Consider the following 22716-nt stretch of genomic DNA (forward strand, 5'->3'; position numbering starts at 1 on the left):
GTCGTCACCTCCTGGGGTTCTTCGGGGACTTCGGACTTACTCGGCGCCGAGGCCGGCGTCGGACACCTCGGGCCTGCCCTCGGCCTTCAGCACCTTGTTGAGGAGCGTCAGGTCGTAGATCCCGTTCAGGTCGGGCTGTTCGAGCAGCTTCGCCTTGACGGCGTAGTCGGCCTGCGTCCTCAGCGTCGCGGCCAGCGGGTCGTCGGTGATCCGGATGCTCGGCCACGCCGGGTCGATGACCTTGGCGGCCAGTTCCTTGCCGGTCTCCGCCTTCAGCGCCGCGTTGGCCGACGCCTTGGCCTCGTCCGGGTTGGCGTTGATCCACGCGTTGGTCTTCACCGTGCCGCGCAGCACGGCCTCGACGACGTCCGGGTGCTCCTTGAGGAAGGTCTGCGACACGATGATGTTCGTGATCACGAACTGCTTGCCGGGCCAGAGGGTGGTCTCGTCGATGAGGACCTCGGCCCCCTCGGAGACCAGCTTGGACGCGGTCGGCTCGGGCACCCAGGCGCCGTCGATGGAGCCGGACTTGTAGGCGTCCGGGGTCACCTTGTTGTCGGTGCGGACCACGGAGACATCGCCCTTGCCGCTCTCCGCGTCGACCTTCCAGCCCTGCTCCGCGATCCAGTTGAGGAACGCGACGTCCTGCGTGTTCCCCTTCTGCGGAGTGGCGATCCTCTTGCCCTTGACGTCGTCCACCGACTTGATCTTGTCCGGGTCGACGACCAGCTTCACACCGCCGGAGGCGGAGCCGGAGATGATCCGCAGGTTCTTGCCCTCGGACTTGACGTAGCCGTTGATGGACGGCGAGGGGCCGATGAAGCCGATGTCGAGCGAGCCGCCGTTGAGGGCCTCGATCTCGGACGGTCCCGCGTTGAAGGTCTGCGGCTTGACCGTGGTGCCGCCGAGCTCCTTCTGGATCAGGCCCTGCTCGAGGCCGACCAGCGCGGTGGCGTGGGTGAGGTTCGGGAAGTAGCCGATCCTGACGGTGTCCGCGGAGAGCTTCCTGCCCTCGGCCGCCACCTCGGTCTTCTTGTCGTCGGCGGCTTGGGAACCGTAGCCGCAGGCGGTGAGTGCCACGGCCAGCAGAGGCAGTGCGGCGGCAGCGGCGAGACCGCGGCGCAGGGCAGTACGGGTCGTGCGGCTCGTACGTGTGGCAGGCACGGGAGGTTGTCCTCTCGGAAGCCCGGTGCTCACGCCCCCCGGTGGATCCGGGTGTGTCGGGACGCGGCCGGGAGCTCGGCTGGTCGATGTCTTCGTCTGTGGTGCGAGCGGGGTGTCGCGGCGGTCATCGCGCACATCGCGCGACACCTCCCGTGCCCGCACCGAGGGCGCCGCTGCCCACGCGGCCGCCCTCCTTCGCGAAGGTGGCGAAGGCGTCCGTCATCAGAAGTCCCACCCCTCGTCGTCCTGGACCGGCGCGGTCCTGGCGGTGGCGAAGGACTCGCCCGCCATGCCTGCCGCCAGGGTCGTGCCGTCGGCCGGGTCGATCAGCAGGAACGATCCGGTGCGGCGGGAGTCCGCGTACGTGTCGAGCGCGAGGGGCTCGGCGGTACGGACGCGGACCCGGCCGATGTCGTTGGCCACCAGCTGCCCGGGGGCCGGGTGCTGGGACAGGTCGTCGAGGGTGAGCCTCGACGGGATGTCCTTGACGATCGCCTTGACCGTGCGGGTGGTGTGCTTGAGCAGCACCCGCTGGCCCACCGTGAGCGGCTGGTCGGCGACATGGCAGACCGTCGCCTCGACGTCCTGTGTCGTCGCGGGCGCGTCGCCGCTCGGCACGATGATGTCGCCGCGCGAGACGTCGATGTCGTCCGCCAGGAGCAGCGTCGCCGACTGCGGTGTCCAGGCGACGTCCACCGGCGTCCCGAGCAGGTCGATCCCGGCGATCGTCGAGGTGAGGCCGGAGGGCAGCACGGTCACGCTCTCGCCGACCCGGAACGTACCGGCCGCGATCTGTCCGGCGTAGCCGCGGTAGTCGGGGTGCTCGGCGGTCTGCGGTCGGATGACGTACTGCACCGGGAAGCGCGCGTGGCAGCCGGTCAGGTCGTGGCTGACCGGCACGGTCTCCAGGTGCTCCAGGACGGTGGGGCCGCCGTACCAGTCCATGTTCGCGGAAGCCTCCACGACGTTGTCGCCGGCGAGCGCAGAGATCGGGATCGCCGTGATCTCGGGGACGCCGAGCTCGCTCGCGTAGGCCGTGAACTCCTCGGCGATGGCGGCGAAGACGGACTCCTCGTAGCCGACGAGGTCCATCTTGTTGACGGCGAGGACGACGTGCGGGACGCGCAGCAGCGCGGCGATCGCGGCGTGCCGGCGGGTCTGCTCGACCACTCCGTTGCGGGCGTCGACCAGGACCACCGTCAGCTCGGCCGTCGAGGCGCCCGTGACCATGTTCCGGGTGTACTGCACATGCCCGGGGGTGTCGGCGAGGATGAACCGGCGCCGCGGCGTGGCGAAGTAGCGGTACGCCACGTCGATCGTGATGCCCTGCTCGCGCTCGGCCCGCAGGCCGTCCGTGAGCAGCGCCAGGTCCGGGGCGTCCTGGCCGCGGGAGCGCGAGGCGTGCTCCACGGCCTCCAGCTGGTCGGCGAGGACCGACTTGGAGTCGTGCAGCAGCCGGCCCACCAGGGTCGACTTCCCGTCGTCGACGGAGCCCGCGGTGGCGAAGCGCAGCAGGGTGGTGGCCGACAGCTGCCCGGCGAGCTGCTCGGCCGGATCGGCGGTGCTGGTCATCTCTAGAAGTACCCTTCGCGCTTGCGGTCTTCCATCGCCGCCTCCGACAGCTTGTCGTCGGCGCGGGTCGCGCCCCGCTCGGTGAGCCGGGACGCGGCGATCTCGGCGATCACGGCGTCCAGCGTCGTCGCCTGGGAGTCGACGGCGCCGGTGCAGGACATGTCACCGACCGTGCGGTAGCGGATCAGGCGCGTCTCGACGCTCTCGCCGTCCTTCGGACCACCCCAGTCGCCGGCCGTCAGCCACATCCCGCCGCGCGCGAAGACCTCGCGCTCGTGAGCGAAGTAGATCTCCGGCAGCTCGATCCCCTCGCGCTGGATGTACTGCCACACATCCAGCTCGGTCCAGTTGGACAGCGGGAAGACCCGCACATGCTCACCCGGCGCGTGGCGGCCGTTGTAGAGCTGCCACAGCTCGGGGCGCTGACGCCGCGGATCCCACTGCGAGAACTCGTCCCGCAGCGAGAACACCCGCTCCTTGGCCCGCGCCTTCTCCTCGTCACGCCGACCGCCGCCGAACACCGCGTCGAAACGGTGCTCCTGGATCGCCTCGGTCAGCGGCACCGTCTGGAGCGGGTTACGGGTCCCGTCCGGCCGCTCCTTGAGCACACCACGGTCGATGTAGTCCTGTACGGAAGCCACATGGAGCCGCAGACCATGCTCGGCGACCACACGGTCCCGGTACCCGATGACCTCCGGGAAGTTGTGCCCGGTGTCCACATGCAGCAAGGAGAACGGGACCGCCGCCGGGGCGAACGCCTTCAGCGCCAGATGCAGCATCACGATCGAGTCCTTGCCCCCGGAGAACAGGATCACCGGCCGCTCGAACTCACCCGCCACCTCACGGAAGATGTGCACACCCTCCGACTCCAGCGCATCCAGATGCGTCAGCGCGTACGGGCTGTCCTCCCCCGCACCGCCCGCGGTACCGCTCACATGATTGATGCTGGTCGTCACGCTGCGCCCCTTTCGTGTGCTTCTCCGCCCGCACGGCGCAGAGGTGCGGCCATCGTCTTCGTCCGCGGACCGGCGGCCGTGCCCGCGTCGCTCACAGGAGTCCCCTCTCGCCGAGCAGCGCGTACAGCGACGCCGCGGACTCCTGCACGGTCTGGGTGTGCGACTCGATCCGCAGGTCCGGGGCCTCCGGCTCCTCGTACGGGTCGTCGACCCCGGTCAGGCCGCTGATCTCACCGGCCGCCTGCTTGGCGTACAGCCCCTTCACATCCCGCACGGAGCACACCTCCACCGGAGTGGCGACATGCACCTCCACATACGCGGTGCCCTCGGCGCCGTGGCGCTTGCGGACCGCCTCGCGGCTGTCCGCGTACGGGGCGATCACGGGGACCAGCACCGTGACGCCGTTCGACGCGAGCAGCTCGGCGACGAAGCCGATCCGCTGGACGTTGGTGTGCCGGTCCTCGCGGCCGAAGCCGAGGCCCGCCGAGAGGAACTCGCGGATCTCGTCCCCGTCGAGCACCTCGACACGGCGGCCCTCGTCGCGGAGCCGGCCCGCCAGCTCGTGGGCGATCGTGGTCTTGCCCGCGCTCGGCAGCCCGGTGAGCCAGACGGTGGCCCCAGTCACGTGCTTCCCCCCTGAGTTCTCGTCGTTCTCATCGGTCGTCATCAGCCGTGCAGTCCGCACTCGGTCTTGCCGCGGCCGGCCCAGCGGCCGGCACGGGCGTCCTCGCCCTCCAGGACCCTGCGGGTGCAGGGGGCGCAGCCGACGGAGGCGTAACCGTCCATCAGCAGCGGGTTGGTGAGCACGCCGTGCTCGGCGACATAGGCGTCCACGTCGTCCTGCGTCCAGCGGGCGATCGGGGAGACCTTGACCTTCCGCCGCTTCTCGTCCCAGCCGACGACCGGGGTGTTCGCCCGGGTCGGGGACTCGTCGCGGCGCAGCCCCGTCGCCCACGCGTCGTACGCGGTCAGCCCCTCCTCCAGCGGCTTGACCTTGCGCAGTGCGCAGCACAGGTCCGGGTTGCGGTCGTGCAGCTTCGGGCCGTACTCGGCGTCCTGCTCCTCGACCGTCCGGCGCGGGGTGAGCGTGATGACGTTGACGTCCATCACGGCCGCGACCGCGTCGCGGGTCCCGATGGTCTCGGGGAAGTGGTAGCCGGTGTCGAGGAAGACGACGTCGACACCGGGGAGTGCGCGGGAGGCGAGGTGGGCGACGACCGCGTCCTCCATGGAGGAGGTGACGCAGAAGCGCGGGCCGAAGGTCTCGGCGGCCCACCTCAGGATGTCCAGGGCGGTGGCCTCTTCGAGGTCCCGCCCGGCCTGCTCGGCGAGCGACCTGAGCTCGTCGGTGGTGCGCTCGTGACCGGCCTGAACCGCTGTCATATCTCGTTCCCTCCACCGTCGTTGCGCTGAACGCCCCGGGCGAGCAGCCCGAGGAACTTCAGCTGGAAGGCTCGATTGCATGCCGCGCATTCCCAGGCGCCGTGGCCCTGCTCGTTCGGACGCAGGTCCTCGTCGCCGCAGTACGGGCAGTAGAAGGGGGCGGCACGCTCGCTCACGACAGTGCCTCCTCCGACGCGCGCGCCGCCCAGGCCGCGAAGCGTTCGCCGTCCTCGCGCTCCGCCTCGAAGCGCTTGAGGACGCGCTCGACGTAGTCGGGCAGCTCGGCGGAGGTGACCTTGAGGCCGCGGACCTTGCGTCCGAAACCGGCCTCCAGGCCCAGCGCACCGCCCAGGTGCACCTGGAAGCCCTCCACCTGGTCGCCGTTGTCGTCCAGCACCAGCTGGCCCTTGAGACCGATGTCCGCGACCTGGATACGGGCGCAGGCGTTCGGGCAGCCGTTGATGTTGATCGTGATCGGCTCGTCGAACTCGGGGATGCGGCGCTCGAGTTCGTCGATCAGCGAGGCACCGCGGGCCTTGGTCTCGACGATGGCCAGCTTGCAGAACTCGATACCGGTGCAGGCCATCGTGCCGCGCCGGAACGGCGACGGCTGGACGCGCAGGTCCAGCGCCTCAAGAGCGGCGACCAGCGACTCGACCTGCGCCTCCTCGACATCGAGGACGAGCATCTTCTGTTCGGCTGTGGTGCGCACCCGGCCCGAGCCGTGTGCCTCCGCCACATCGGCGATCTTGGTGAGGACGGTGCCGTCGACCCGGCCGACGCGCGGCGCGAAGCCGACGTAGAACCGGCCGTCCTGCTGCCTGTGCACGCCGACGTGGTCGCGCCACCGCTGCACGGGCTGCTCCGGGGCGGGTCCGTCGACGAGCTTGCGCTCGAGGTACTCGTCCTCCAGCACCTGGCGGAACTTCTCCGCGCCCCAGTCCGCGACCAGGAACTTCAGCCGGGCGCGGGTGCGCAGCCGGCGGTAGCCGTAGTCGCGGAAGATCGAGATGACGCCCTCGTACACGTCAGGGACCTCGTCCAGCGGCACCCAGGCGCCCAGCCGGACACCGATCTTGGGGTTGGTGGAGAGGCCGCCGCCGACCCAGAGGTCGAAGCCGGGGCCGTGCTCGGGGTGGTTCACGCCGACGAAGGCGATGTCGTTGATCTCGTGGGCGACGTCCAGCAGCGGGGAGCCGGAGATCGCGGACTTGAACTTGCGCGGAAGGTTCGAGAAGTCCTTGTTGCCGACGATCCGGCGGTGGATCTCCTCGATGGCCGGGGTGCCGTCGACGATCTCGTCCTCGGCGATGCCGGCGACCGGCGAGCCGAGGATGACCCGGGGGGTGTCACCGCAGGCCTCGGTGGTGGACAGGCCGACGGCCTCCAGGCGGTCCCAGATCTCGGGCACGTCCTCGATGCGGATCCAGTGGTACTGGACGTTCTGCCGGTCGGTGATGTCGGCGGTGCCGCGCGCGAACTCCTGGGAGATCTCGCCGATGACCCGCAGCTGCTCCGTGGTCAGCCGGCCGCCGTCGATCCGGACGCGCAGCATGAAGTACTCGTCGTCCAGCTCCTCCGGCTCCAGGATCGCCGTCTTGCCGCCGTCGATCCCGGGCTTGCGCTGGGTGTAGAGCCCCCACCAGCGCATCCGCCCGCGGAGATCGTTGGGGTCGATCGAGTGGAATCCGGCCTTCGAGTAGATCGTCTCAATGCGTGTCCGCACATTGAGACCGTCGTCGTCCTTCTTGAACTGCTCGTTGCCGTTCAGCGGCGTGAAGTGGCCAACGGCCCACTGACCCTCGCCGCGGTGGCGTCCGGCCTTGCGGCGGGGCGTGGCGATAGCGGGTTTTTCAGGGGTGGCGGCCATGGCGGTATGTCCTTCGGGACTGCGGGAGGGATGCCCTGACCTGCACGGGCGCACGCCGACATGGTGCGGCGCGGAGGTACGCAGAGGTCGGGAGTTGTCTCGGGGATCGCGGCTGAGCTGGTTCGATCAGCTCGCCGGACAGATGGCGCTGGACATGCGGCCGAGGTCGACGTGCCGCCGACTCACCAAGGCAATTCCAGCTCGAGACATGACGGAAGCGTGTCACGGGACTTTGGAGCCAGTCCACCGCTATCCATCATCTGGACATCACTGTCCCGGATCGCGAGACAGTGTGTCGCTGGTCACCCGGCGCCGCCACGCAGGCCCTGCCGCGCGCGCCGCGCACCGCGAGGGCAGCCCTGCCGTTCAGCCGCGGGCGCCGGGCCAGGGCCCGGGGGCCACCGCCTCCGGCTCCTCCTCGACCTTGGTGTCGAAGAGCGTGAAGCCGCGCTTCCGGTAGTTGTCCATCGCGTGCGGCCCGTCCTTGGAGCAGGTGTGCAGCCAGACCCGCTTCGTCGGGGGCCTGCCCGGCCAGCGGTCCGCGAGGTCCCAGGCGCGCGCGGTCCCGTACGACAGCAGGTGGCCGCCGATCCGCCGCCCCCGGAACGCCGGGATCAGCCCGAAGTACACGATCTCGACGACGCCTTCCTCCTGCGCCTCCAGCTCGATGTACCCGGCGGGCGTGCCCTTCTCGTACGCCACCCAGGTCTCCACCCCGGGCCGGTTCACGGCCTCGTCCCACTGCGCGTACGTGAGACCGAGCCGGTCGGTCCAGTGGATGTCCCCGCCGACCGCCGTGTAGAGGAAGCGGCTGAACTCGGCCGACGGCACCTCGGACCGTACGATCCGCACCTCGCCCGAGGGCTCCGCGGCCGGGCGCAGATCGGCCGACGAGGTCTGCTCCAGGGACCACGTGGTCACAGTGATGCTCATGGCGGCCAGGGAACCACGCCTTCCCGCCGGGGACAAAACGCCTCCCGGCGTGGTCCGCACCCGCTGGGGGGTTCGGACCCTGCTCGGGGGTCCGCACCGTGCTCAGGGGTCCGCACCGTGCTCAGGGAGGCGCGGGCTCCACGTTCTGGTTGTGGCGGAAGACGTTGTCCGGGTCGTAGGCCCGCTTGACCTGCGCGAGCCGGTCGTAGTGGCCGCGGTAGGTGGACCGGACCCGGTCCTGGCCCTCGCCCTCGCCGATGAAGTTCACATAGGCGCCGCCCATGGAGTACGGGTGCAGGGCCCTCCAGTAGTCGCCGCTCCACTCCCTGACCGCGTCCGCCCGGGCCGGGTCCGGGTCGACACCGGCGATGACGCCGGACCAGACGGCGTCGCGGTAGTCCCAGGCCGTGTCGTCGCGGCCCACCTGGTGCGCGGCGCCGTCGACCGGGTACAGGTGCATCGTCGAGAGCGGCGTCGGCAGGCTCTGCCCGTACCTGAGATGGACGTCGATCGCGCCGTCGTCGATCCGGTCGAAGAAGTCACCCCGCCAGTACCACTGGTACCCCTTCGGGTACAGGTCGTCGTACATGCTCTGGAGCGCCGGGTACGGCATCGGCGTCGCGAAGTGGAAGGCCGGCGGGGCCGGCTCGTCCACGACGGTGAGCACCTTGTCGGTGCGGTCCGGGTCACCCGTCCAGCACCACAGCACACCGCACATCCGCCGCCCGTGGATCTCCTCAGGGAACGGCGGCCCCGGAGGCACGGTGAGCAGGGCGAAGAATCCGTACACGTCCATGGCCGCCCGCGGCAGGAAGTCGCGGTACCACCCCAGCACCTCGGGGGTCCGCTCGACCGGCCACAGACTCACCCCCACCCCGACCGTGTCCACCGGGTGCAGGCGGTACGTGAACGAGGTGACCACCCCGAAGTTCCCGCCGCCGCCCCGCAGCGCCCAGAACAGCTCGGGGCGCTCGTCCTCGCTCGTCGTCACGAAGGTGCCGTCGGCGAGCACGACATCCGCGCCGAGCAGATTGTCGGAGGTCAGGCCGTACTTGCGGGTCAGATAGCCGTGGCCGCCGCCGAGGGTCAGTCCGCCGACGCCCGTCGTCGAGTTGATGCCCGACGGAATCCCCAGTCCGAAGCCGTGGGCCGCATGGTCCAGGTCGCCGAGCACACTGCCGCCCCCGGCCCGGGCGGTCCTGGTGACCGGGTCGACGCGCACCCAGCGCATCAGGGACAGATCGAGGGTGAGCGCGCCGTCCGCCAGGCAGAGCCCGGGGCCGCTGTGCCCACCGCCGCGGACCGCGAGGTCCAGACCCCGCTCGCGGGCGAAGGCCACCGTGCGCATCACATCCGTCGCGTCCACGCACCGGGCGAACGCGGCGGGGCGCCGGTCGATCATCGCGTTGTAGATCGCACGGGCCTCGTCGTACCCGGCGTCCTGCGGGCCGATCACCGGGCCGCGCAGTGCGTCGCCCAGCGCAGCGAGAGTCGCGCCGTCCATGGGAGCTCCTCGGCGGGCGCACGCCCGGCACCACCCAGGGCCGTCCGGTCTCCGGTCCTGCCGGCCGCACTGTGGATCACTTTCAGGGTTCCATCGGCTCCCCGCCCGCGCAACGCGGCCTCGCCGGGGCTGTTCAGACGGGGTGCGACCGGGCCTCCGCGACCGCCGGAGCCGAGGAGTGCGGCAACAGGTCCGCCGGATGCGGCGGTCGCACGACCTCCACGTCGACCTCCTCGCTGAAGCGGTACGGCCGGTGCTCCAGCACCCCCGACAGATAGCGCCGCACCCGGGACATCTCCGCCCGCACCGTCACCGTCCGGGTCGGGTCGCCGAAGACGTCCGCCGCCAGCTCCGCCGCCGTACGCCCCTGCGGGTGGCGCGCCAGCACGTACAGCAGCTCGGCGTGGCGCGGGCTCAGCTCCTGCGTCCAGCTGCCCGCGGGCCCGGACACCGCGACCGTCCAGCGGCGCGGCCGGCTGACGTCGAGCACGATCCGGTGCGCCGTCTCCGCAGGGGCCGACTCGTCGGGCCGTACCAGCCAGCCGCCGGGCAGCGGCTCGACGGTGCACATGCCCAGCGACGGCAGCCACACCCGGCCCGCCCGGAACGACTTGGGCAGCGGCAGCCGGTCCACCGGCGCCATGCCCGTCACCGCCGCCGTCCACCCGTGCGGGTCCACGGCCAGCGCCCGGCCGCCGAGCCGGCACAGGATCGGCGCCGCCACCGACCGCAGCCGCTCGACGGTGCGCAGCCGCCGGTCGCGCAGCTCCGCCTCGGCAAGCCGGGCCACCGAGTCGACCAGCGCGAGCGTCGCCGGATGGAAGCTGGAGGCGGGGCCGCTGACATCGACGATGCCGAGCAACTGCCCGTCGCGCGGATCGTGCACGGGCGCCGCGGCGCAGGTCCAGTTGTGCAGGGCCTGCACGAAGTGCTCGGCCGAGTGGACCTGGACGGGCCGGCGCGCGGCGAGGGCGGTGCCGATCGCGTTGGTGCCGGTGGTGGACTCGTTCCAGGCAGCACCCTCCTCCAGCCAGATGCCGTCGGCCTTGCGCATGACGCTCGCGTTGCCCTCGCGCCACAGCACCCGGCCCTGATCGTCCGTCACCACCACGATCTGGAGCGAGGCGTCGGCGATCTCGGTCAGCCCACCGCTGAGGGTCCGCATGACCTCGCCGAGCACCGTGGCCCGCCGCCGGTGCTCGAGCTCGTCGGGCTGGAGCAGCACGCTGCTGGTGTCCCGGTCGGGGTCGAAACCGAGCCGGAACATGCGCTGCCAGGAGGCGTCGATGACCGGGCGGGGCGCGACGGGGGGCCGGCGGCCGGCGAGCGTCGCGGCGCGCACCTGATGCAGCAGGCGGCTCGCACCGACGGCGTCCATGGTGGCGAGCCGTGTCATGTCGAGAGCTGTGTTCTTCATCGATACCCCCGCCGCGCGTTGTGCCGGATGCCGTCCCGGCCGGTCGTACCGGTCCGGTGCCATCGGTCCGTTCGTCCGTCCCCATCGTGCCGCTCGCGCCCGCCCCGGGAGGACCGCTTCACATATCTCCTGCAACGGTCTGCAACTCTGGCAAACAACAGCCCGGTGCATGAAGGTGACATGAGCTGAGGGTGGTGCCGTGTCGGCGCAGCATCACCCTCGGCTCTTTCGCGACCCGTGCCCGTCATGCCTCGGCCCGTGCCCGTCACGCCTCGACCCGCGCCCGTTCCACCACCGCCGCCAGATCGAGCCCGTACGGCAGCGTCCCGAACGCCGCCCCCCAGTCCCCGCCGAGCCGCGAGGCGCAGAACGCGTCCGCGACCTGCGGCGGCGCCCAGCGCACCAGCAGCGCCCCCTGCAGCACCAGCGCCATCCGCTCGACCAGCCGCCGCGCCCGTACCTCCACGGTCTCCAGATCGGCCAGTTCGGTCAGCATCGCCTTGATCGCGCCGTCCAGCCGGTGGTCGGCGCCCCGCGCCCTTCCGACCTCCTGGAGATACGCGTCCAGCGCCTCCGGCTCGCGCTGGAGCGCGCGCAGCACATCCAGCGCCTGGACATTGCCCGACCCCTCCCAGATCGAGTTCAGCGGCGCCTCCCGCAGCAGCCGCGGCATCCCGGACTCCTCCACATAGCCGTTGCCGCCCAGGCACTCCAGGGCCTCCGCCACCATCGGCGTGCACCGCTTGGCGACCCAGTACTTGGCTGCCGGCACCGCGAGCCGCAGCAGCGCCCTGTCCGCCTCGCCGTCCGCGTCGTACGCGGCGGCGAGCCGCATCCCGAGGACCGTCGCCGCCTCCGACTCCAGCGCCAGATCGGCCAGGACGTTGCGCATCAGCGGCTTGTCGACGAGCGGGCCGCCGAAAGCGCTGCGGTACGAGGCGTGGTGGACGGCCTGCGTCAGCGCCTGCCGCATCAGCGCCGCCGAGCCGAGAACACAGTCGAGCCGGGTGGCCGCCACCATCCCGATGATGGTGCGGATCCCGCGCCCCTCCTTCCCGACGCGGCGCGCCCATGTGCCGCCGAACTCGACCTCGCCCGACGCGTTCGACCGGTTGCCCAGCTTGTCCTTGAGCCGCTGGATCGCGAAGGCGTTGCGCGTGCCGTCGTCGAGCACCCGGGGCACGAGGAAGCAGGTCAGCCCTCCGGGGGCCTGCGCGAGCACGAGGAACCCGTCGCACATCGGCGCCGAGCAGAACCACTTGTGCCCCGTCAGCTCGTACTCCCCGGCCGCCGCCAGCGGCACCGCGCGGGTCGTGTTCGTCCGTACGTCGCTGCCGCCCTGCTTCTCCGTCATGCCCATCCCGAACAGGGCCCCCGGCTTCCGGCCGGCCGGCCGCAGGCCCGGCTCGTACACCCGTGAGGTGAGCCGGGGCTCCCACTCGGCGGCGAGCACCGGGTCCGTGCGCAGCGCGGGCACCGCGGCGTGCGTCATCGACACCGGGCAGCCGTGCCCGGCCTCCACCTGCGACCAGACCAGGAACCCCGCGGCGCGCCGCACATGCCCGCCGGGCCGACCCCAGGCGTTCGTCAGCCCCGAGCCGACCGCCTTGCCCAGGAGCCGGTGCCAGGCCGGATGGAACTCCACCTCGTCGATCCGGTTGCCGTACCGGTCGTGCGTGCGCAGCACCGGCGGAAAGGCGTTGGCCTGTTCCCCCCACCGCTGGGCCTGGGCCGAGCCCGCGGTTCTGCCGAGCAGCGCCAGCTCCTCCCGGGCCTCGGCGAGGAGCCCCGGCGGCCCGGGCGCGAGATGCCGCTCCACCGCCTCGGCGAGCGGGCGGTCCGTCGTGAAGACGTCGTACCCCACCAGGGGCGGAGCCTGGTTGGTCACGGTGTGGGTGCTGGTCGCCATGCCGATACGGTAAGGAGGTGCAGGCAGCAAACGAAACACCCGAGCGGCCCCCCTCCGGCCGTCTCCACCGGGCGCAGGTCCTCTACCGCAACGTCTCCAAGCGGAGGCTGGCCTGGCTGCTGCTGAAGGACACCGTCAATTCCTGCATCGAGTACCGCATCCTCGGGCTCGCGGCGGAGGCGGCGTTCTTCACGCTGCTGTCCCTGCCTCCGCTGCTCCTGGGCATGCTGGGCCTGCTCGGCTACGTCGACAACTGGACCAGCACCACCACCGTCGCCTCGATCCAGGAGAACATCCTCGGCGCGGCCGGCACCGTGCTCTCCGACCGCGGCGTCAACGAGATCGCCAAGCCCCTGCTGGAGGACGTCACCCGCGGCGGCAGGCCGGACGTGATCTCCCTCGGCTTCGCGATCGCCCTGTGGTCGGGGTCGCGGGCCGTGAACGTCTTCATCGACACCATCACCGTGATGTACGGGCTCGACGGGCAGCGCGGCATCGTCGCCACCCGGCTGCTGGCCTTCCTGCTCTACCTCATCGCCCTGCTGATCGGCGCGGTCGTGCTGCCGCTCGCGGTGGTCGGCCCCGACCGGGTCGTCGAGTTCCTCCCCTTCGGGACGGAAGTCGTCGCCGTCCTGTACTGGCCGGTGGTGATCCTGCTCTCGATCGCCTTCCTCACCACGCTCTACCACGTGTCCGTGCCGGTCAGGTCGCCGTGGGCCGAGGACATCCCGGGCGCCCTGGTCGCCCTCGCGATGTGGGTGCTGGGCAGCTTCGTGCTGCGGATCTACCTGACCAGCACGGTGGAGGGCCCCACCATCTACGGATCGCTCGCGGCGCCCATCGCCGTACTGCTGTGGATCGGCATCTCCGCGTTCGCCGTCCTGGTCGGCGCCGCCGTGAACGCCGCCATCGACCGTGTCTGGCCGTCCGTCGCCACGGCCGCCGCCCGCGCCGCCAACGAGCGCGTGCGCGCCGCCCACGCCGCCGAGCTGGTCGCCAGGGCGCGGCTGGCGGAGGGGGAGAGCGAGGACTGGGAGGAAGGCGAGAACGGCGGGGTCATGCCGTCCGAGTTCCCCGAGCGCTGGTCGAAGTTCCTGCCCCCGGACGATGTGAAGTCCCGGCTCCAGTCGGGCCGGGACCACCGGCAGCGCCCCTAGGTCGTGCCGTCAGAGTCCCGTCCGCAAAGTCCCGTCCGCCCTGAGGACGCGCACGCGCTGCTTTCGACGACACGGCCAGGCCCTGCCGGGGCCGCTAGGGCGTGTTGCGAAAGTCCCGTCTGCGCGGCGGCGTCTGGCACGCACGCTCGCGGCGTTGTCGGTCGTCGGCGCAGCCCGCTGCGCTCTCCTTCCTCCGCCTTGCGATCGCACGCACCAGACGCCGCCGCGCCCGCCCTACGGGCGGACGACGCTACTTTCGCAACACGCCCTAGCCTCGGGGACATGTACGCGGAGCGGGCCTCGCGCCTCGACGGGGCCGTCGTCTGGAGCCGCAGCGAGTCCGGCGGCGGGCCGGTGGTGCCCGTGCTGCCCGACGGCTGCATGGACCTGCTGTGGAGCGACGGGAGGCTGCTCGTCGCCGGGCCCGACACGCACGCGTACGCCCCGCCCGGCACACGCGCCCGGTACGCGGGCGTACGGTTCCCTCCGGGCTACGCGCCCGCGTTCTTCGGGGTCCCCGCGCACGAGCTGAGGGACCGGCGGGCCGAGCTCGCGGAGCTGTGGCCCGCCGGACGCGTCCGGCGGCTGGCCGAGCGCATCGGGGACACCCCGGACCCGGTCGCGGAACTGGAGGCCCAGGCCCTGCGGCACGCCGCCGACGTACCGGCGCCCGATCCGCTGCTGAGGGCGGTCGCCGCCGCCCTGGACCGCGGCTGGTCCGTCGCCGCCACCGCCGAAGCCGTGGGGCTCGGCGCACGGCAGCTGCACCGCAGGTCCCTGGACGCCTTCGGGTACGGGCCCAAGACACTCGCGCGGGTGCTGCGGCTCCAGCGGGCCCTGGGGCTCGTACGGGCCGAAGTGCCCTACGCAGAGGCCGCGCTCGCCGCGGGCTGCACCGACCAGGCGCACCTCGCACGGGAGATGCGGGACCTGACCGGGCTCACCCTGGGCGCCTATGCCGCGTTGGCGAACAGCGAGACCCCCGAGCCGTCGGGGTCGAGCACGACCGCGTAGCGCTGCCCCCAGACGGCGTCCCAGGGCTTGAGGTGGCCGCGATGGCCTGCCGCGACGAGCTCTTCGTACACCTTGTCCACCTCGGCCGGGCTGTCGCAGAGGAAGCACAGACCGATGCGGTCACCGCCCTCGGGCCGGGTCCAGCCCGGATCGAAGGACCTGACGGTCTCCTCCGTGTCGAACAGCACGCGCAGTCCGCTCGGCAGCACCGCCTCGGCGTGCGGCGCGGAGTCGGCGTCCGCGGGGATGTCCAGGCCGAGACGGCGGTAGAAGGCGAGCGAGGCGGCCATGTCGGCGACGACGAGGCCGATGGCGTCGAATCGTGGAGTCATGCCCCCACCGTAGGAACCCGTCCGGCCCGTGGTCTTGTACGAATCGGACGCCTGCCAAGGGACCGCGTCACGGATTCGTAAGGGGGCGGGCGCACCGCCGGAGGCCCGGACGGACGAGACTGGGCGCATGCAGAACATCCTGGTCGTCGACGACGATCCGACCGTCGCCGAAGTCGTCACCGGCTATCTGGAGCGCGCCGGCTTCGCCGTGCACCGCGCGGCCGACGGCCCGCAGGCGCTGCGGGCGGCGGGGGAGCGGTGGCCGGACCTGGTCGTCCTGGACCTGATGCTCCCCGGCATGGACGGGCTCGAGGTCTGCCGCAGACTGCGCGGCCGGGCCCCGGTGCCGGTGATCATGCTGACCGCGCGCGGGGACGAGGACGACCGGATCCTGGGCCTGGAGATCGGCGCGGACGACTACGTCACCAAGCCGTTCAGCCCGCGCGAGCTGGTGCTGCGCGTCGAGTCGGTGCTGCGCCGCAGCCAGGCCGCGGCGGGCGCGCCGCCCGTCGGGGAAGCCGTCAGCCGCGCGGGCATCACGCTGGACCCGGCCGCCCGCCGCGCCGTCAAGGACGGGCGCGAACTGGCCCTGACGCTGCGGGAGTTCGACCTCCTCGCCCATCTGATGCGCCACCCCGGGCAGGCGATCGGCCGGGAGCGGCTGATGCACGAGGTGTGGGGCTGGGAGTTCGGTGATCTGTCGACGGTCACCGTCCATGTCCGGCGGCTGCGCGGCAAGATCGAGGACGATCCGGCCAGGCCGCGGCTGATCCAGACCGTGTGGGGGGTCGGGTACCGCTTCGACGTCCCCGAGGAATCCGGCGCGGGGGAGGCGCACGCCCGGGAGGGTGGGAACGGGGGGAACGGGGGGAACGGGGGGCACGGGAGGCCCGGCGGAAACGGCGGAAACGGCGGAAACGGCACACCGGTACGCGCCGACGACGTACCGGTGCGCGCGGACGACGCAACACCGGCCGAAGGGGCGTGAACGCCATGAGCGACTTCCTCCTCATCGCACTCTTCTCGTTCCTCGGCGCCGCCGCGGCCGGACTGCTCGGCGCCTTCGTCCTGCGCCTGCTGCGGCACCGGACGGTCACCGTGTCCCTGACCGTCGTCGCCGCGGTCACCGTCCTCGCCATGCTCGCCGGGACCCTCGCGGTCGCCCAGGCGATGTTCCTGAACTCGCACGACCTCCAGGTCGTCACCATGGTCGTCGCGATGGCCGCGATCGTGTCGCTCGCCACGGCGCTGCTCCTCGGCCGCTGGGTCGTCGCGCGCAGCCGCGAACTGGTCCGCGCGGCCCGTACGTTCGGCGAGGACGGCAGCTTCGCCGCGCCCGGCAGCGCGGCCACGGCCGAGCTCGCCGAGCTGAGCAAGGAGCTCGAAGCCACCAGCGCCCGGCTGGCCGCGTCCCGGGAGCGGGAGCGGGCCCTGGAGACCTCCCGGCGGGAGCTCGTGGCCTGGATCTCGCACGATCTGCGCACCCCGCTCGCCGGGCTGCGCGCGATGTCGGAGGCGCTGGAGGACGGCGTCGTCCAGGACCCGGAGCGGTACTTCAAGCAGATCCGCACCGAGGTCGACCGGCTGAACGAGATGGTCGGGGACCTCTTCGAACTCTCCCGCATCCACGCCGGGGCGCTCGCCCTCACGCCGACCCGGATGTCGGTCTACGACCTCGTCGGCGAGGCCCTCGCGGGCGCCGACCCGCTCGCGCGCGAGCACGGGGTGCGGCTGGTGGGGGACCGGGTCGAGCCGGTGCCGGTCGAGGTGGACGGCAAGGAGATGACGAGGGTCCTGGCCAATCTGCTCGTCAACGCGATCCGCCGGACACCGGCCGACGGAACGGTCGCGGTCGCGGCGGAGCGCCGCGCGGGCTCGGTCGTGCTGTCGGTGACGGACGGGTGCGGGGGGATCCCGGAGGAGGACCTGCCGCGCGTCTTCGACACCGGTTGGCGGGGCAGCCAGGCGAGGACGCCCCCGGCGGGGGCGGGGCTGGGGCTGGCGATCGTACGGGGCATCGTGGAGGCGCACGAGGGCCGTGCGGACGTGCGGAACGTGTCGGGCGGTTGCCGCTTCGAGGTCACCCTCCCGCTGAGCGCCGCCCCGCCCGGCGCCTGACGCCACGGCCGGAGGCCGCAGGGGGCAAGCCCCCAGGCCCCCGTACGGCCTTCGGCCGTGTCCTCAAACTCCCCCAGAGCTTCGCCTGGGAGGTGCCCCCAACGGGCTGGAAAACCCAGCCCCTCCGGCGTTTGAGGAGCGGGGTCTGGGGCGGAGCCCCAGTTACGGGAAGGGGCGGGGTGGGGGAAGGAGCCCGGCGCCGGCAGGCCGGGGCCCGGCCTGCCGGCGCCGGGCCCCGGCAGGCCCAGAGCCTCAGGCCGGCCCCGTCAGGCCGGAGCCTCAGGCCGGCGCCGTCTGGCGCCAGGCGGCGGAGGCCACCGAGGGCTCCATGCTGATGCGGGCCACCGCGCTCTCCACGGCCGTGCTGTCCGTGCCCTCCGCCGTGATCTCGGCACGGATCCGCACCAGCCCGGCCTCGCCCTCCACCGCGTCCGCCTCCGCCGACTGGACGGCGTGGAGTCGGCTCTCCGGGCCGGTCAGGGACTGGATCAGGAGGGTGCGGACATGCGCCTCGTGCTCCGCCGAGACGACCGCCTCGACGCAGTACGGCACCGGCACCTCGTCCCCCGAGCCCGGCCGGCGGTCGATGGTGCGGGTCGCGGACCGCAGGGCCGTGTTCACCGCGACGATCGCCACCGCGCCCGCGAGGGCCTCCCACGGCTTCCCGGCCCCGGCCAGGCAGCCGACGGCGGCCGAACACCACAGCGTCGCCGCGGTGTTGATGCCCGTCACATTGAGCCCGTCGCGCATGATGACACCGGCACCGAGGAAGCCGATGCCGGAGACGACCTGCGCGGCGACCCGGCTGGGCGAGGAGTCGTCGAACGAACCGGAGAGCAGGACGAACAGTGCGGCACCCGTGGCGACCAGGGTGTTCGTACGCAGTCCGGCCATGCGCTGGCGCCACTGGCGCTCGATGCCGATGAGCGCGCCGGAGAGCATGCCGGTGCCGAGGCCGAGGGTGAAGTGGATCGCGTTCATGGGGTACCTCCGTCCGCGTGGCGCGCACGGCCGAGGATCGTGCCGCGGCGGCGGGGCCTGCCGACGGCACGGTCCACGTGCGGTGCGGACCGGTGCGGGGAACGAAACCGGGGGCGGAGGGGCCGGAGGGGTACGGCACAGCGCCGTACGCCGGAGACCGACCCGGCACACCGGGGGAGTCAGAAGATCAGAAAGACCGGGGGCTGCCCTGGGGGCGGCGTGGACTGGGAGGTTCTGCGGTCATCGCTGCCCCCTTTCCGGTTGCCCGTGAGGAAGAAATCGACGGGCCGACCCGAAGAAGTGTGCCTTTTGTTCCGCCTGCAAGCAAACCCGCTCGTGAGGACCTCTGCCCATCCGCGCGGCCTGCCCGGCCGGGCGCGTCACCACCCTCAGCGATCGGCCCCGGGCGGATCTCCGCCCGCCGCACGCACCGCCAGCCGGCGGGTGTGGTCCGCCCCGTGGACGCCGGACGTCCCGCCCTTGCGCAGCGTAACGAGACCGGCGTCACGCAGTACCTTCGGATGCAGCGGCACCTTCGGACACAAGGGCGCGCCGCTACGCACCCGCCTTGCGGCGTGGTGCGTGGCGGCGCGCCCTGTCAGGAGGCCGATTCCGCGGCGCCCTCCCGGCGCCGCGTCGTCAGCCGAGCGTGAGCATCGACGTCCAGCCGATCTCACCGACCTGGTAGCGCGTCCCGTGAACGGTGCGGCCGCCGGGGTAGAACCAGAGCTTCCCGTCCGGGGTGACCGCCCAGAAGTCCGGGATGCCGTCCCCGGTGGCGTCCGGGGTGCCACGGAGCAGGGGCATGCTGGCCTTGCCCCAGCCTGCGGTTCCGTAGACCTCGTCCTTGCCGGTGGCCGAGTTGCCCGCCAGGGCGAGGGAGTTCAGGTCGACACCGCCGCCCGCGGCCGGCTTGCCGTGGCGCAGTTGCAGTCCCTTGTCCACGTACTCGGCGCGGAAGAGCATGTCCGCGACGCCGTCCCCGGTGAAGTCGGCGACGGTGAGGATGTCCCGGTCCGCCCATGCCGCGTCGTGGAGCAGGCGTGCCTCCTTGAACGCGCCTCCGGTGTAGCCGGTGAACGCCCACAGGTCGTCGCCCGCGATGGCGAAGACATCGGGGAGCTTGTCGCCCGTGACGTCCTGGGTGGTGACGATCTCGGTGAGCGTCGCCGGATCCGGCGCGTTCGCGGGCAGCAGCACGTCCAGCCGCCGCTTGATGTCGAAACTGCCGTAACCGTCACCGGGGTAGAGCGAGAGCTTCCCGTCCGGCGTCCGCGCGAGCATGTCGGTGATGCCGTCGCCCGGGTACCAGTCAGCGGTGTGGCTGATCAGGGTCGCCGGCGAACCGTCGCTCCCCTTCCAGAAACCGTCGGCCAGCGGCTTGCCGCCGTCGTGCGCGGCCGGGGTGTGGACGTGCAGGTCGCCGCGGCTGTCGCCGCCGTAGGAGCGCAGGTTGCCGGTGCTGTCGACCGCCAGCATGTCGTCGTAGGTGTCACCGTTGACGTCGCCCGGCTCGTCGCCCGAGTCGCGCGGACTGACGTAGTGCAGGTACTTCGTGGCCGTGGGCGACATGTTGCCGGCCGCGTCGACCGACTTCACGTAGAGGATGTTGGGCCCGGCGTACGGCGGTGAGAGCGGCACACCGTCCGCGGCGTCGGCGACGGTGGCGCCCAGGTGGTAGCTCTCGAAGTTGAACGAGTAGACGAACCTGACCGTGCCGTCCCCGGTCGCGGCCGGAGTGATCTTGAAGTCGCCTCCGGTGCCGAACGGGACGGTGCTCCACGGCTGCTGCTCGTCGTCGGCCATCGGGAAGACGGTGGAGCTCACGTCGGGCGAGTTCGGCGCGGTCGAGTCGTACACGAAACCGCAGTCGACCGTGCCCGCCGGGGCGTACGTGGAGGCTGCCCCGCTGTTGTCGAGGGCTCGTACGCGCCAGAAGTACGTCTTTCCGTTGACGAACTTGGTCTCGGTGCCGTCGGCTCCGTCGAGGGAGACGGACGCCTTGCCGGTGGAGTCCACGGCGACATTGCCGTCATGGACCCTCGCGGTGCTGCCGGACTGCCAGACCTCGAAGTCGAGGTACTTCAGGTCCCCGTCGGGGTCGCTGCTCTTGGCGTCGAAGACGAGGTCGCTCTTGCCGACGGCCGCGTAGGGGGCGGTGGTGTCGCAGTCCGGGCCGGGCGTCATGTGGAGCTGGGTGGGCTCGGCCGGCTTGCGGTTGTAGACGATGGTGATCTTCGGAGCGGACTCGCCCTCGGCCTTGAACTTCTTCCAGGAGTACGAGGAGTTCTCGGTGCTGGCCCGCAGACCGATCGTGAAGTTCGTCCAGCCGGCGTCCGCCGCGTCCTGGGCGATGGCCTTGCCGTCGTAGGTGACGTAGGCGTCGGGGCAGGAGGAGTTGTAGCCGTGGGCGAAGGACTTCTTGCCGAGCTCCGTCTTCCACGCCGGCTGCTTGTTCCAGGTCGTGCCGGAGGAGATTCCGTCGGTGTGCCACAGCTGGACCTCACGCGGCTCGCAGGACCAGGAGTAGGTCTCCAGGAGCTGGATGGTCGCGGAGCTGACGGTGGCGCCCTTGAAGGCGGTGGACCAGCCGAGGCGGAAGAAGGAGCGGGAGAGTCCGCCGGTGGTGGACTCGTAGCCGACGCGGGCCTCGGTGGTGCCGGTGTTGTAGTTGGCGCCGTCGTAGAAGCTGGAGTCGGGGTGCTTCGCGTAGGTGGTGGTCCAGTTCTTCGTCTTGCCGTAGACGGACGGGTCGATGAAGGCCGGCCAGACGGTGTCCCGAGCGGCGAGCAGTTTCTCGTCGGGGACGATGGTGAGGACGGCCGACCGGCCTCCCTGGCCCGTCATCGCGGCGTTGCCGACGGCCCGGTGGGTGCCCGGTTCGGGGCCGGACAGATGCGGCAGGGCGAAGGCCCCCGCGCCGGGGGCGCCCGCGGCGGACGGCTTCGCCGCGGCGGGCTCCGCGGAGTTCGAAGGCGCGCCGGAGGTGGCGGGAGCGCTCGACTGACCTGGTTGCGGGTCGGTGCCCTCGGTGACGGCGGGTTTGCCGGCGGAGTCCCACATGAAGGGGGTGGGTGATCCGGCGATCTCCTGGCCCTTGGTGTCCTTGGCGCTGACGGCCTTGGTCACCGGGTCGAGGTGGAAGGTGAGGTCCGGCGAGGTCAACCGGTAGGAGATCCGGTCGAGTTCGGGGTTGGCGGCGGCCTCGGGGGTGTGCACGATGAGGACATGGCCGAAGCCGCTGTCGCGGGCGGTGAGCATGAGGTCCACGCCGTTGAACACGTTGCGGTAGAGCGCGCTCGCTCCGTCGATGACGGGTTCGGGGAGCTCGCCGGGCCACCCCATGGTGATCTCGTGGCCCTCACTGGTGAAGGTGACCAGGTCGGTGTACTCGGTGGCCTCGTCGGCGACGGTTTCGAACCGGTACGAGGACGTGGAGTCGCCGCCGACCGTGAAGGCGGCGTGCTCGGCCGTGCTCTTCGCACCGTTCCCGGCCAAGTGGCCCTTGTGTGTACTGCCGTTGCCGTCGGAGAAGACGACCGGATCGGCCGCCGCCTTCGGCGCCCAGCCCTGGTCGGTGCGCACGAGCGTGGTGTCGATCGGCTTCCACGCGCCGTTCACCTTGGCGCGGACCGGCGCTGCGTGGGCCGTCAGCTGGAAGCTGCGGTCCGGCAGGGCGTACGTGGTGGAGGTGGCGCTGCGCAGCGATGTGACCTCGACCCGCTTGCCGGTGCGGACGGCCTCGGCCTGCGCGGCGTTCTCACCGACCGGCCCAGCGGCCTTGGCCGGGGCGCGATCCGCGGCACCGTCGCCCACCCACTGCGGGATGAGCAAGGTGGCCCCGAGCGCGGCCGCGACAAGAGCCGCCACCCCTGCCGTGGTGCGCCGGGGCAGAGCCCGGATGAGACGAAGACCTTCCACGGTCCTGAATTCCCTCCCTGAACGGCAAGCCAACAGCCGGTTAATTCCACGTTGCCGTTTCTCTTCCGCAACGCGTCTATTTCCGGGCATGGCAAAGCCGTGACCTACCGCTGTCCCCCAACCCTGTTCCTGCGTGCCATCGGCTGACCGACGGAATTCGGCAGGGCGGGTCGACGCAGAGCATGGCCGATGGTTCACGTGGCAGCCACACACATGGTCATTCCGTGAGGGGCGGACGTCGGGATCCCGGGCCTTGGTGACGTGACCCAGGGCCGCGTCGAACCGTCACTTCGCGCACCCGTGCTGCCGATCTCAAAATGGTGCAAGGAGTGGCCAAGCGGCAGAAGTTGACGATCAATTGGTGATGAGTCTGCCGAGCTTGTCCGTCGTGCCCGAATTGGATGTTGTTGATATCCAAAGGCATCTTGATCGCCACGCTGGGGCAATTGGCATTTCTTGAAAGTGCTCGACACCGAATGGCCGGT

General features: G+C 71.6%; 19 protein-coding genes. 4 read left to right on the forward strand and 15 right to left on the reverse strand.

Translation table 11 applies throughout. The annotated features are described in order from the left end of the window. Positions 1-36: 36 nt before the first annotated feature. The 12 genes from KK483_RS28960 to KK483_RS29010 all read right to left on the reverse strand — a co-directional run bounded on the left by KK483_RS28960 (position 37) and on the right by KK483_RS29010 (position 12708). On the reverse strand, positions 37-1164 hold the full coding sequence (locus tag KK483_RS28960; protein WP_262008154.1) for an aliphatic sulfonate ABC transporter substrate-binding protein: 1128 nt from the start codon (positions 1162-1164) through the stop codon (positions 37-39). 222 nt (positions 1165-1386) lie between these two features. Then, positions 1387-2736, reverse strand: coding sequence for a sulfate adenylyltransferase subunit 1 (locus tag KK483_RS28965; RefSeq protein ID WP_262008155.1), 1350 nt, complete (start codon positions 2734-2736; stop codon positions 1387-1389). A gap of 2 nt (positions 2737-2738) precedes the next feature. Then, positions 2739-3692 (reverse strand): sulfate adenylyltransferase subunit CysD, encoded by a 954-nt coding sequence (cysD, locus tag KK483_RS28970; RefSeq protein ID WP_262008156.1) that lies wholly within the window; start codon positions 3690-3692, stop codon positions 2739-2741. Between the two features lie 91 nt (positions 3693-3783). Next, positions 3784-4359 carry an adenylyl-sulfate kinase gene (gene cysC, locus KK483_RS28975; protein ID WP_262008157.1) on the reverse strand — a complete coding sequence of 192 codons (576 nt, stop codon included), beginning with the start codon at positions 4357-4359 and terminating at the stop codon, positions 3784-3786. Then, positions 4359-5075 carry a phosphoadenylyl-sulfate reductase gene (locus tag KK483_RS28980; RefSeq protein ID WP_262008158.1) on the reverse strand — a complete coding sequence of 239 codons (717 nt, stop codon included), beginning with the start codon at positions 5073-5075 and terminating at the stop codon, positions 4359-4361. The genes cysC and KK483_RS28980 overlap by 1 nt, the downstream gene beginning before the upstream one ends. Next, positions 5072-5251, reverse strand: coding sequence for a hypothetical protein (locus KK483_RS28985; protein WP_262008160.1), 180 nt, complete (start codon positions 5249-5251; stop codon positions 5072-5074). The genes KK483_RS28980 and KK483_RS28985 overlap by 4 nt, the downstream gene beginning before the upstream one ends. After that, entirely contained in the window at positions 5248-6945 is a 1698-nt protein-coding gene (locus tag KK483_RS28990) for a nitrite/sulfite reductase (RefSeq protein WP_262008161.1), read from the reverse strand. The genes KK483_RS28985 and KK483_RS28990 overlap by 4 nt, the downstream gene beginning before the upstream one ends. A 126-nt stretch (positions 6946-7071) precedes the next feature. Continuing rightward, the gene (locus KK483_RS35380) at positions 7072-7155 is read right to left on the reverse strand and encodes a putative leader peptide (RefSeq protein ID WP_313879519.1); all 84 of its coding nucleotides are present in this window, start codon (positions 7153-7155) and stop codon (positions 7072-7074) included. Positions 7156-7311: 156 nt separating this feature from the next. Continuing rightward, positions 7312-7878, reverse strand: a complete 567-nt coding sequence (locus KK483_RS28995; protein WP_262008162.1) for a GNAT family N-acetyltransferase — start codon at positions 7876-7878, stop codon at positions 7312-7314. 121 nt (positions 7879-7999) lie between these two features. Beyond that, complete coding sequence (locus tag KK483_RS29000; RefSeq protein ID WP_262008163.1) at positions 8000-9382, reverse strand: FAD-binding oxidoreductase; 1383 nt, start codon at positions 9380-9382, stop codon at positions 8000-8002. A 133-nt stretch (positions 9383-9515) separates the two neighbouring features. After that, a complete protein-coding gene (locus KK483_RS29005) occupies positions 9516-10799 on the reverse strand; it encodes a helix-turn-helix domain-containing protein (protein ID WP_262008164.1) in 1284 nt (427 codons plus the stop codon). 265 nt (positions 10800-11064) lie between these two features. Beyond that, complete coding sequence (locus KK483_RS29010; RefSeq protein WP_262008165.1) at positions 11065-12708, reverse strand: acyl-CoA dehydrogenase family protein; 1644 nt, start codon at positions 12706-12708, stop codon at positions 11065-11067. Positions 12709-12725: 17 nt separating this feature from the next. Between KK483_RS29010 and KK483_RS29015 the strand changes: the two genes are divergently transcribed. Together KK483_RS29015 and KK483_RS29020 are read left to right on the forward strand one after the other, a co-directional pair. Next, a complete protein-coding gene (locus KK483_RS29015; protein ID WP_262008166.1) occupies positions 12726-13865 on the forward strand; it encodes a YihY/virulence factor BrkB family protein in 1140 nt (379 codons plus the stop codon). Between the two features lie 282 nt (positions 13866-14147). Continuing rightward, positions 14148-14879, forward strand: a complete 732-nt coding sequence (locus KK483_RS29020) for an AraC family transcriptional regulator (RefSeq protein ID WP_262008167.1) — start codon at positions 14148-14150, stop codon at positions 14877-14879. Here the strand turns inward: KK483_RS29020 and KK483_RS29025 are convergent. Continuing rightward, positions 14819-15211 (reverse strand): VOC family protein, encoded by a 393-nt coding sequence (locus KK483_RS29025; RefSeq protein WP_262008168.1) that lies wholly within the window; start codon positions 15209-15211, stop codon positions 14819-14821. The genes KK483_RS29020 and KK483_RS29025 overlap by 61 nt on opposite strands. A 127-nt stretch (positions 15212-15338) precedes the next feature. On the opposite strand from KK483_RS29025, the gene KK483_RS29030 reads away from it, so the two are divergent. After that, positions 15339-16199 carry a response regulator transcription factor gene (locus KK483_RS29030; RefSeq protein WP_262008169.1) on the forward strand — a complete coding sequence of 287 codons (861 nt, stop codon included), beginning with the start codon at positions 15339-15341 and terminating at the stop codon, positions 16197-16199. A 5-nt stretch (positions 16200-16204) separates the two neighbouring features. Next, positions 16205-17329, forward strand: coding sequence for a sensor histidine kinase KdpD (locus KK483_RS29035; protein ID WP_262008170.1), 1125 nt, complete (start codon positions 16205-16207; stop codon positions 17327-17329). Positions 17330-17608: 279 nt separating this feature from the next. Here KK483_RS29035 and KK483_RS29040 read toward each other — a convergent pair whose 3' ends face one another. Both KK483_RS29040 and KK483_RS29045 read right to left on the reverse strand, forming a co-directional pair. Beyond that, positions 17609-18310 carry an MgtC/SapB family protein gene (locus tag KK483_RS29040; RefSeq protein ID WP_262008171.1) on the reverse strand — a complete coding sequence of 234 codons (702 nt, stop codon included), beginning with the start codon at positions 18308-18310 and terminating at the stop codon, positions 17609-17611. A 639-nt stretch (positions 18311-18949) separates the two neighbouring features. After that, positions 18950-22231 (reverse strand): DNRLRE domain-containing protein, encoded by a 3282-nt coding sequence (locus KK483_RS29045; protein WP_262008172.1) that lies wholly within the window; start codon positions 22229-22231, stop codon positions 18950-18952. Positions 22232-22716 lie beyond the last annotated feature (485 nt).

Origin of the sequence: Streptomyces sp. FIT100 (genome assembly GCF_024584805.1) — a bacterium.
In the GTDB taxonomy this organism is placed as follows: Bacteria; Actinomycetota; Actinomycetes; order Streptomycetales; family Streptomycetaceae; genus Streptomyces.

Excerpts from the sequence above, each read along its gene's own strand:
- KK483_RS28965 (WP_262008155.1), bottom strand. The coding sequence starts at position 2,736 with ATGACCAGCACCGCCGATCCGGCCGAGCAGCTCGCCGGGCAGCTGTCG.
- cysC (WP_262008157.1), bottom strand. The coding sequence starts at position 4,359 with ATGACGACCGATGAGAACGACGAGAACTCAGGGGGGAAGCACGTGACT.
- KK483_RS28980 (WP_262008158.1), bottom strand. The coding sequence starts at position 5,075 with ATGACAGCGGTTCAGGCCGGTCACGAGCGCACCACCGACGAGCTCAGG.
- KK483_RS28990 (WP_262008161.1), bottom strand. The coding sequence starts at position 6,945 with ATGGCCGCCACCCCTGAAAAACCCGCTATCGCCACGCCCCGCCGCAAG.
- KK483_RS35380 (WP_313879519.1), bottom strand. The coding sequence starts at position 7,155 with ATGTCTCGAGCTGGAATTGCCTTGGTGAGTCGGCGGCACGTCGACCTC.
- KK483_RS28995 (WP_262008162.1), bottom strand. The coding sequence starts at position 7,878 with ATGAGCATCACTGTGACCACGTGGTCCCTGGAGCAGACCTCGTCGGCC.
- KK483_RS29000 (WP_262008163.1), bottom strand. The coding sequence starts at position 9,382 with ATGGACGGCGCGACTCTCGCTGCGCTGGGCGACGCACTGCGCGGCCCG.
- KK483_RS29005 (WP_262008164.1), bottom strand. The coding sequence starts at position 10,799 with ATGAAGAACACAGCTCTCGACATGACACGGCTCGCCACCATGGACGCC.
- KK483_RS29010 (WP_262008165.1), bottom strand. The coding sequence starts at position 12,708 with ATGGCGACCAGCACCCACACCGTGACCAACCAGGCTCCGCCCCTGGTG.
- KK483_RS29020 (WP_262008167.1), top strand. The coding sequence starts at position 14,148 with ATGTACGCGGAGCGGGCCTCGCGCCTCGACGGGGCCGTCGTCTGGAGC.
- KK483_RS29025 (WP_262008168.1), bottom strand. The coding sequence starts at position 15,211 with ATGACTCCACGATTCGACGCCATCGGCCTCGTCGTCGCCGACATGGCC.
- KK483_RS29030 (WP_262008169.1), top strand. The coding sequence starts at position 15,339 with ATGCAGAACATCCTGGTCGTCGACGACGATCCGACCGTCGCCGAAGTC.
- KK483_RS29035 (WP_262008170.1), top strand. The coding sequence starts at position 16,205 with ATGAGCGACTTCCTCCTCATCGCACTCTTCTCGTTCCTCGGCGCCGCC.
- KK483_RS29040 (WP_262008171.1), bottom strand. The coding sequence starts at position 18,310 with ATGAACGCGATCCACTTCACCCTCGGCCTCGGCACCGGCATGCTCTCC.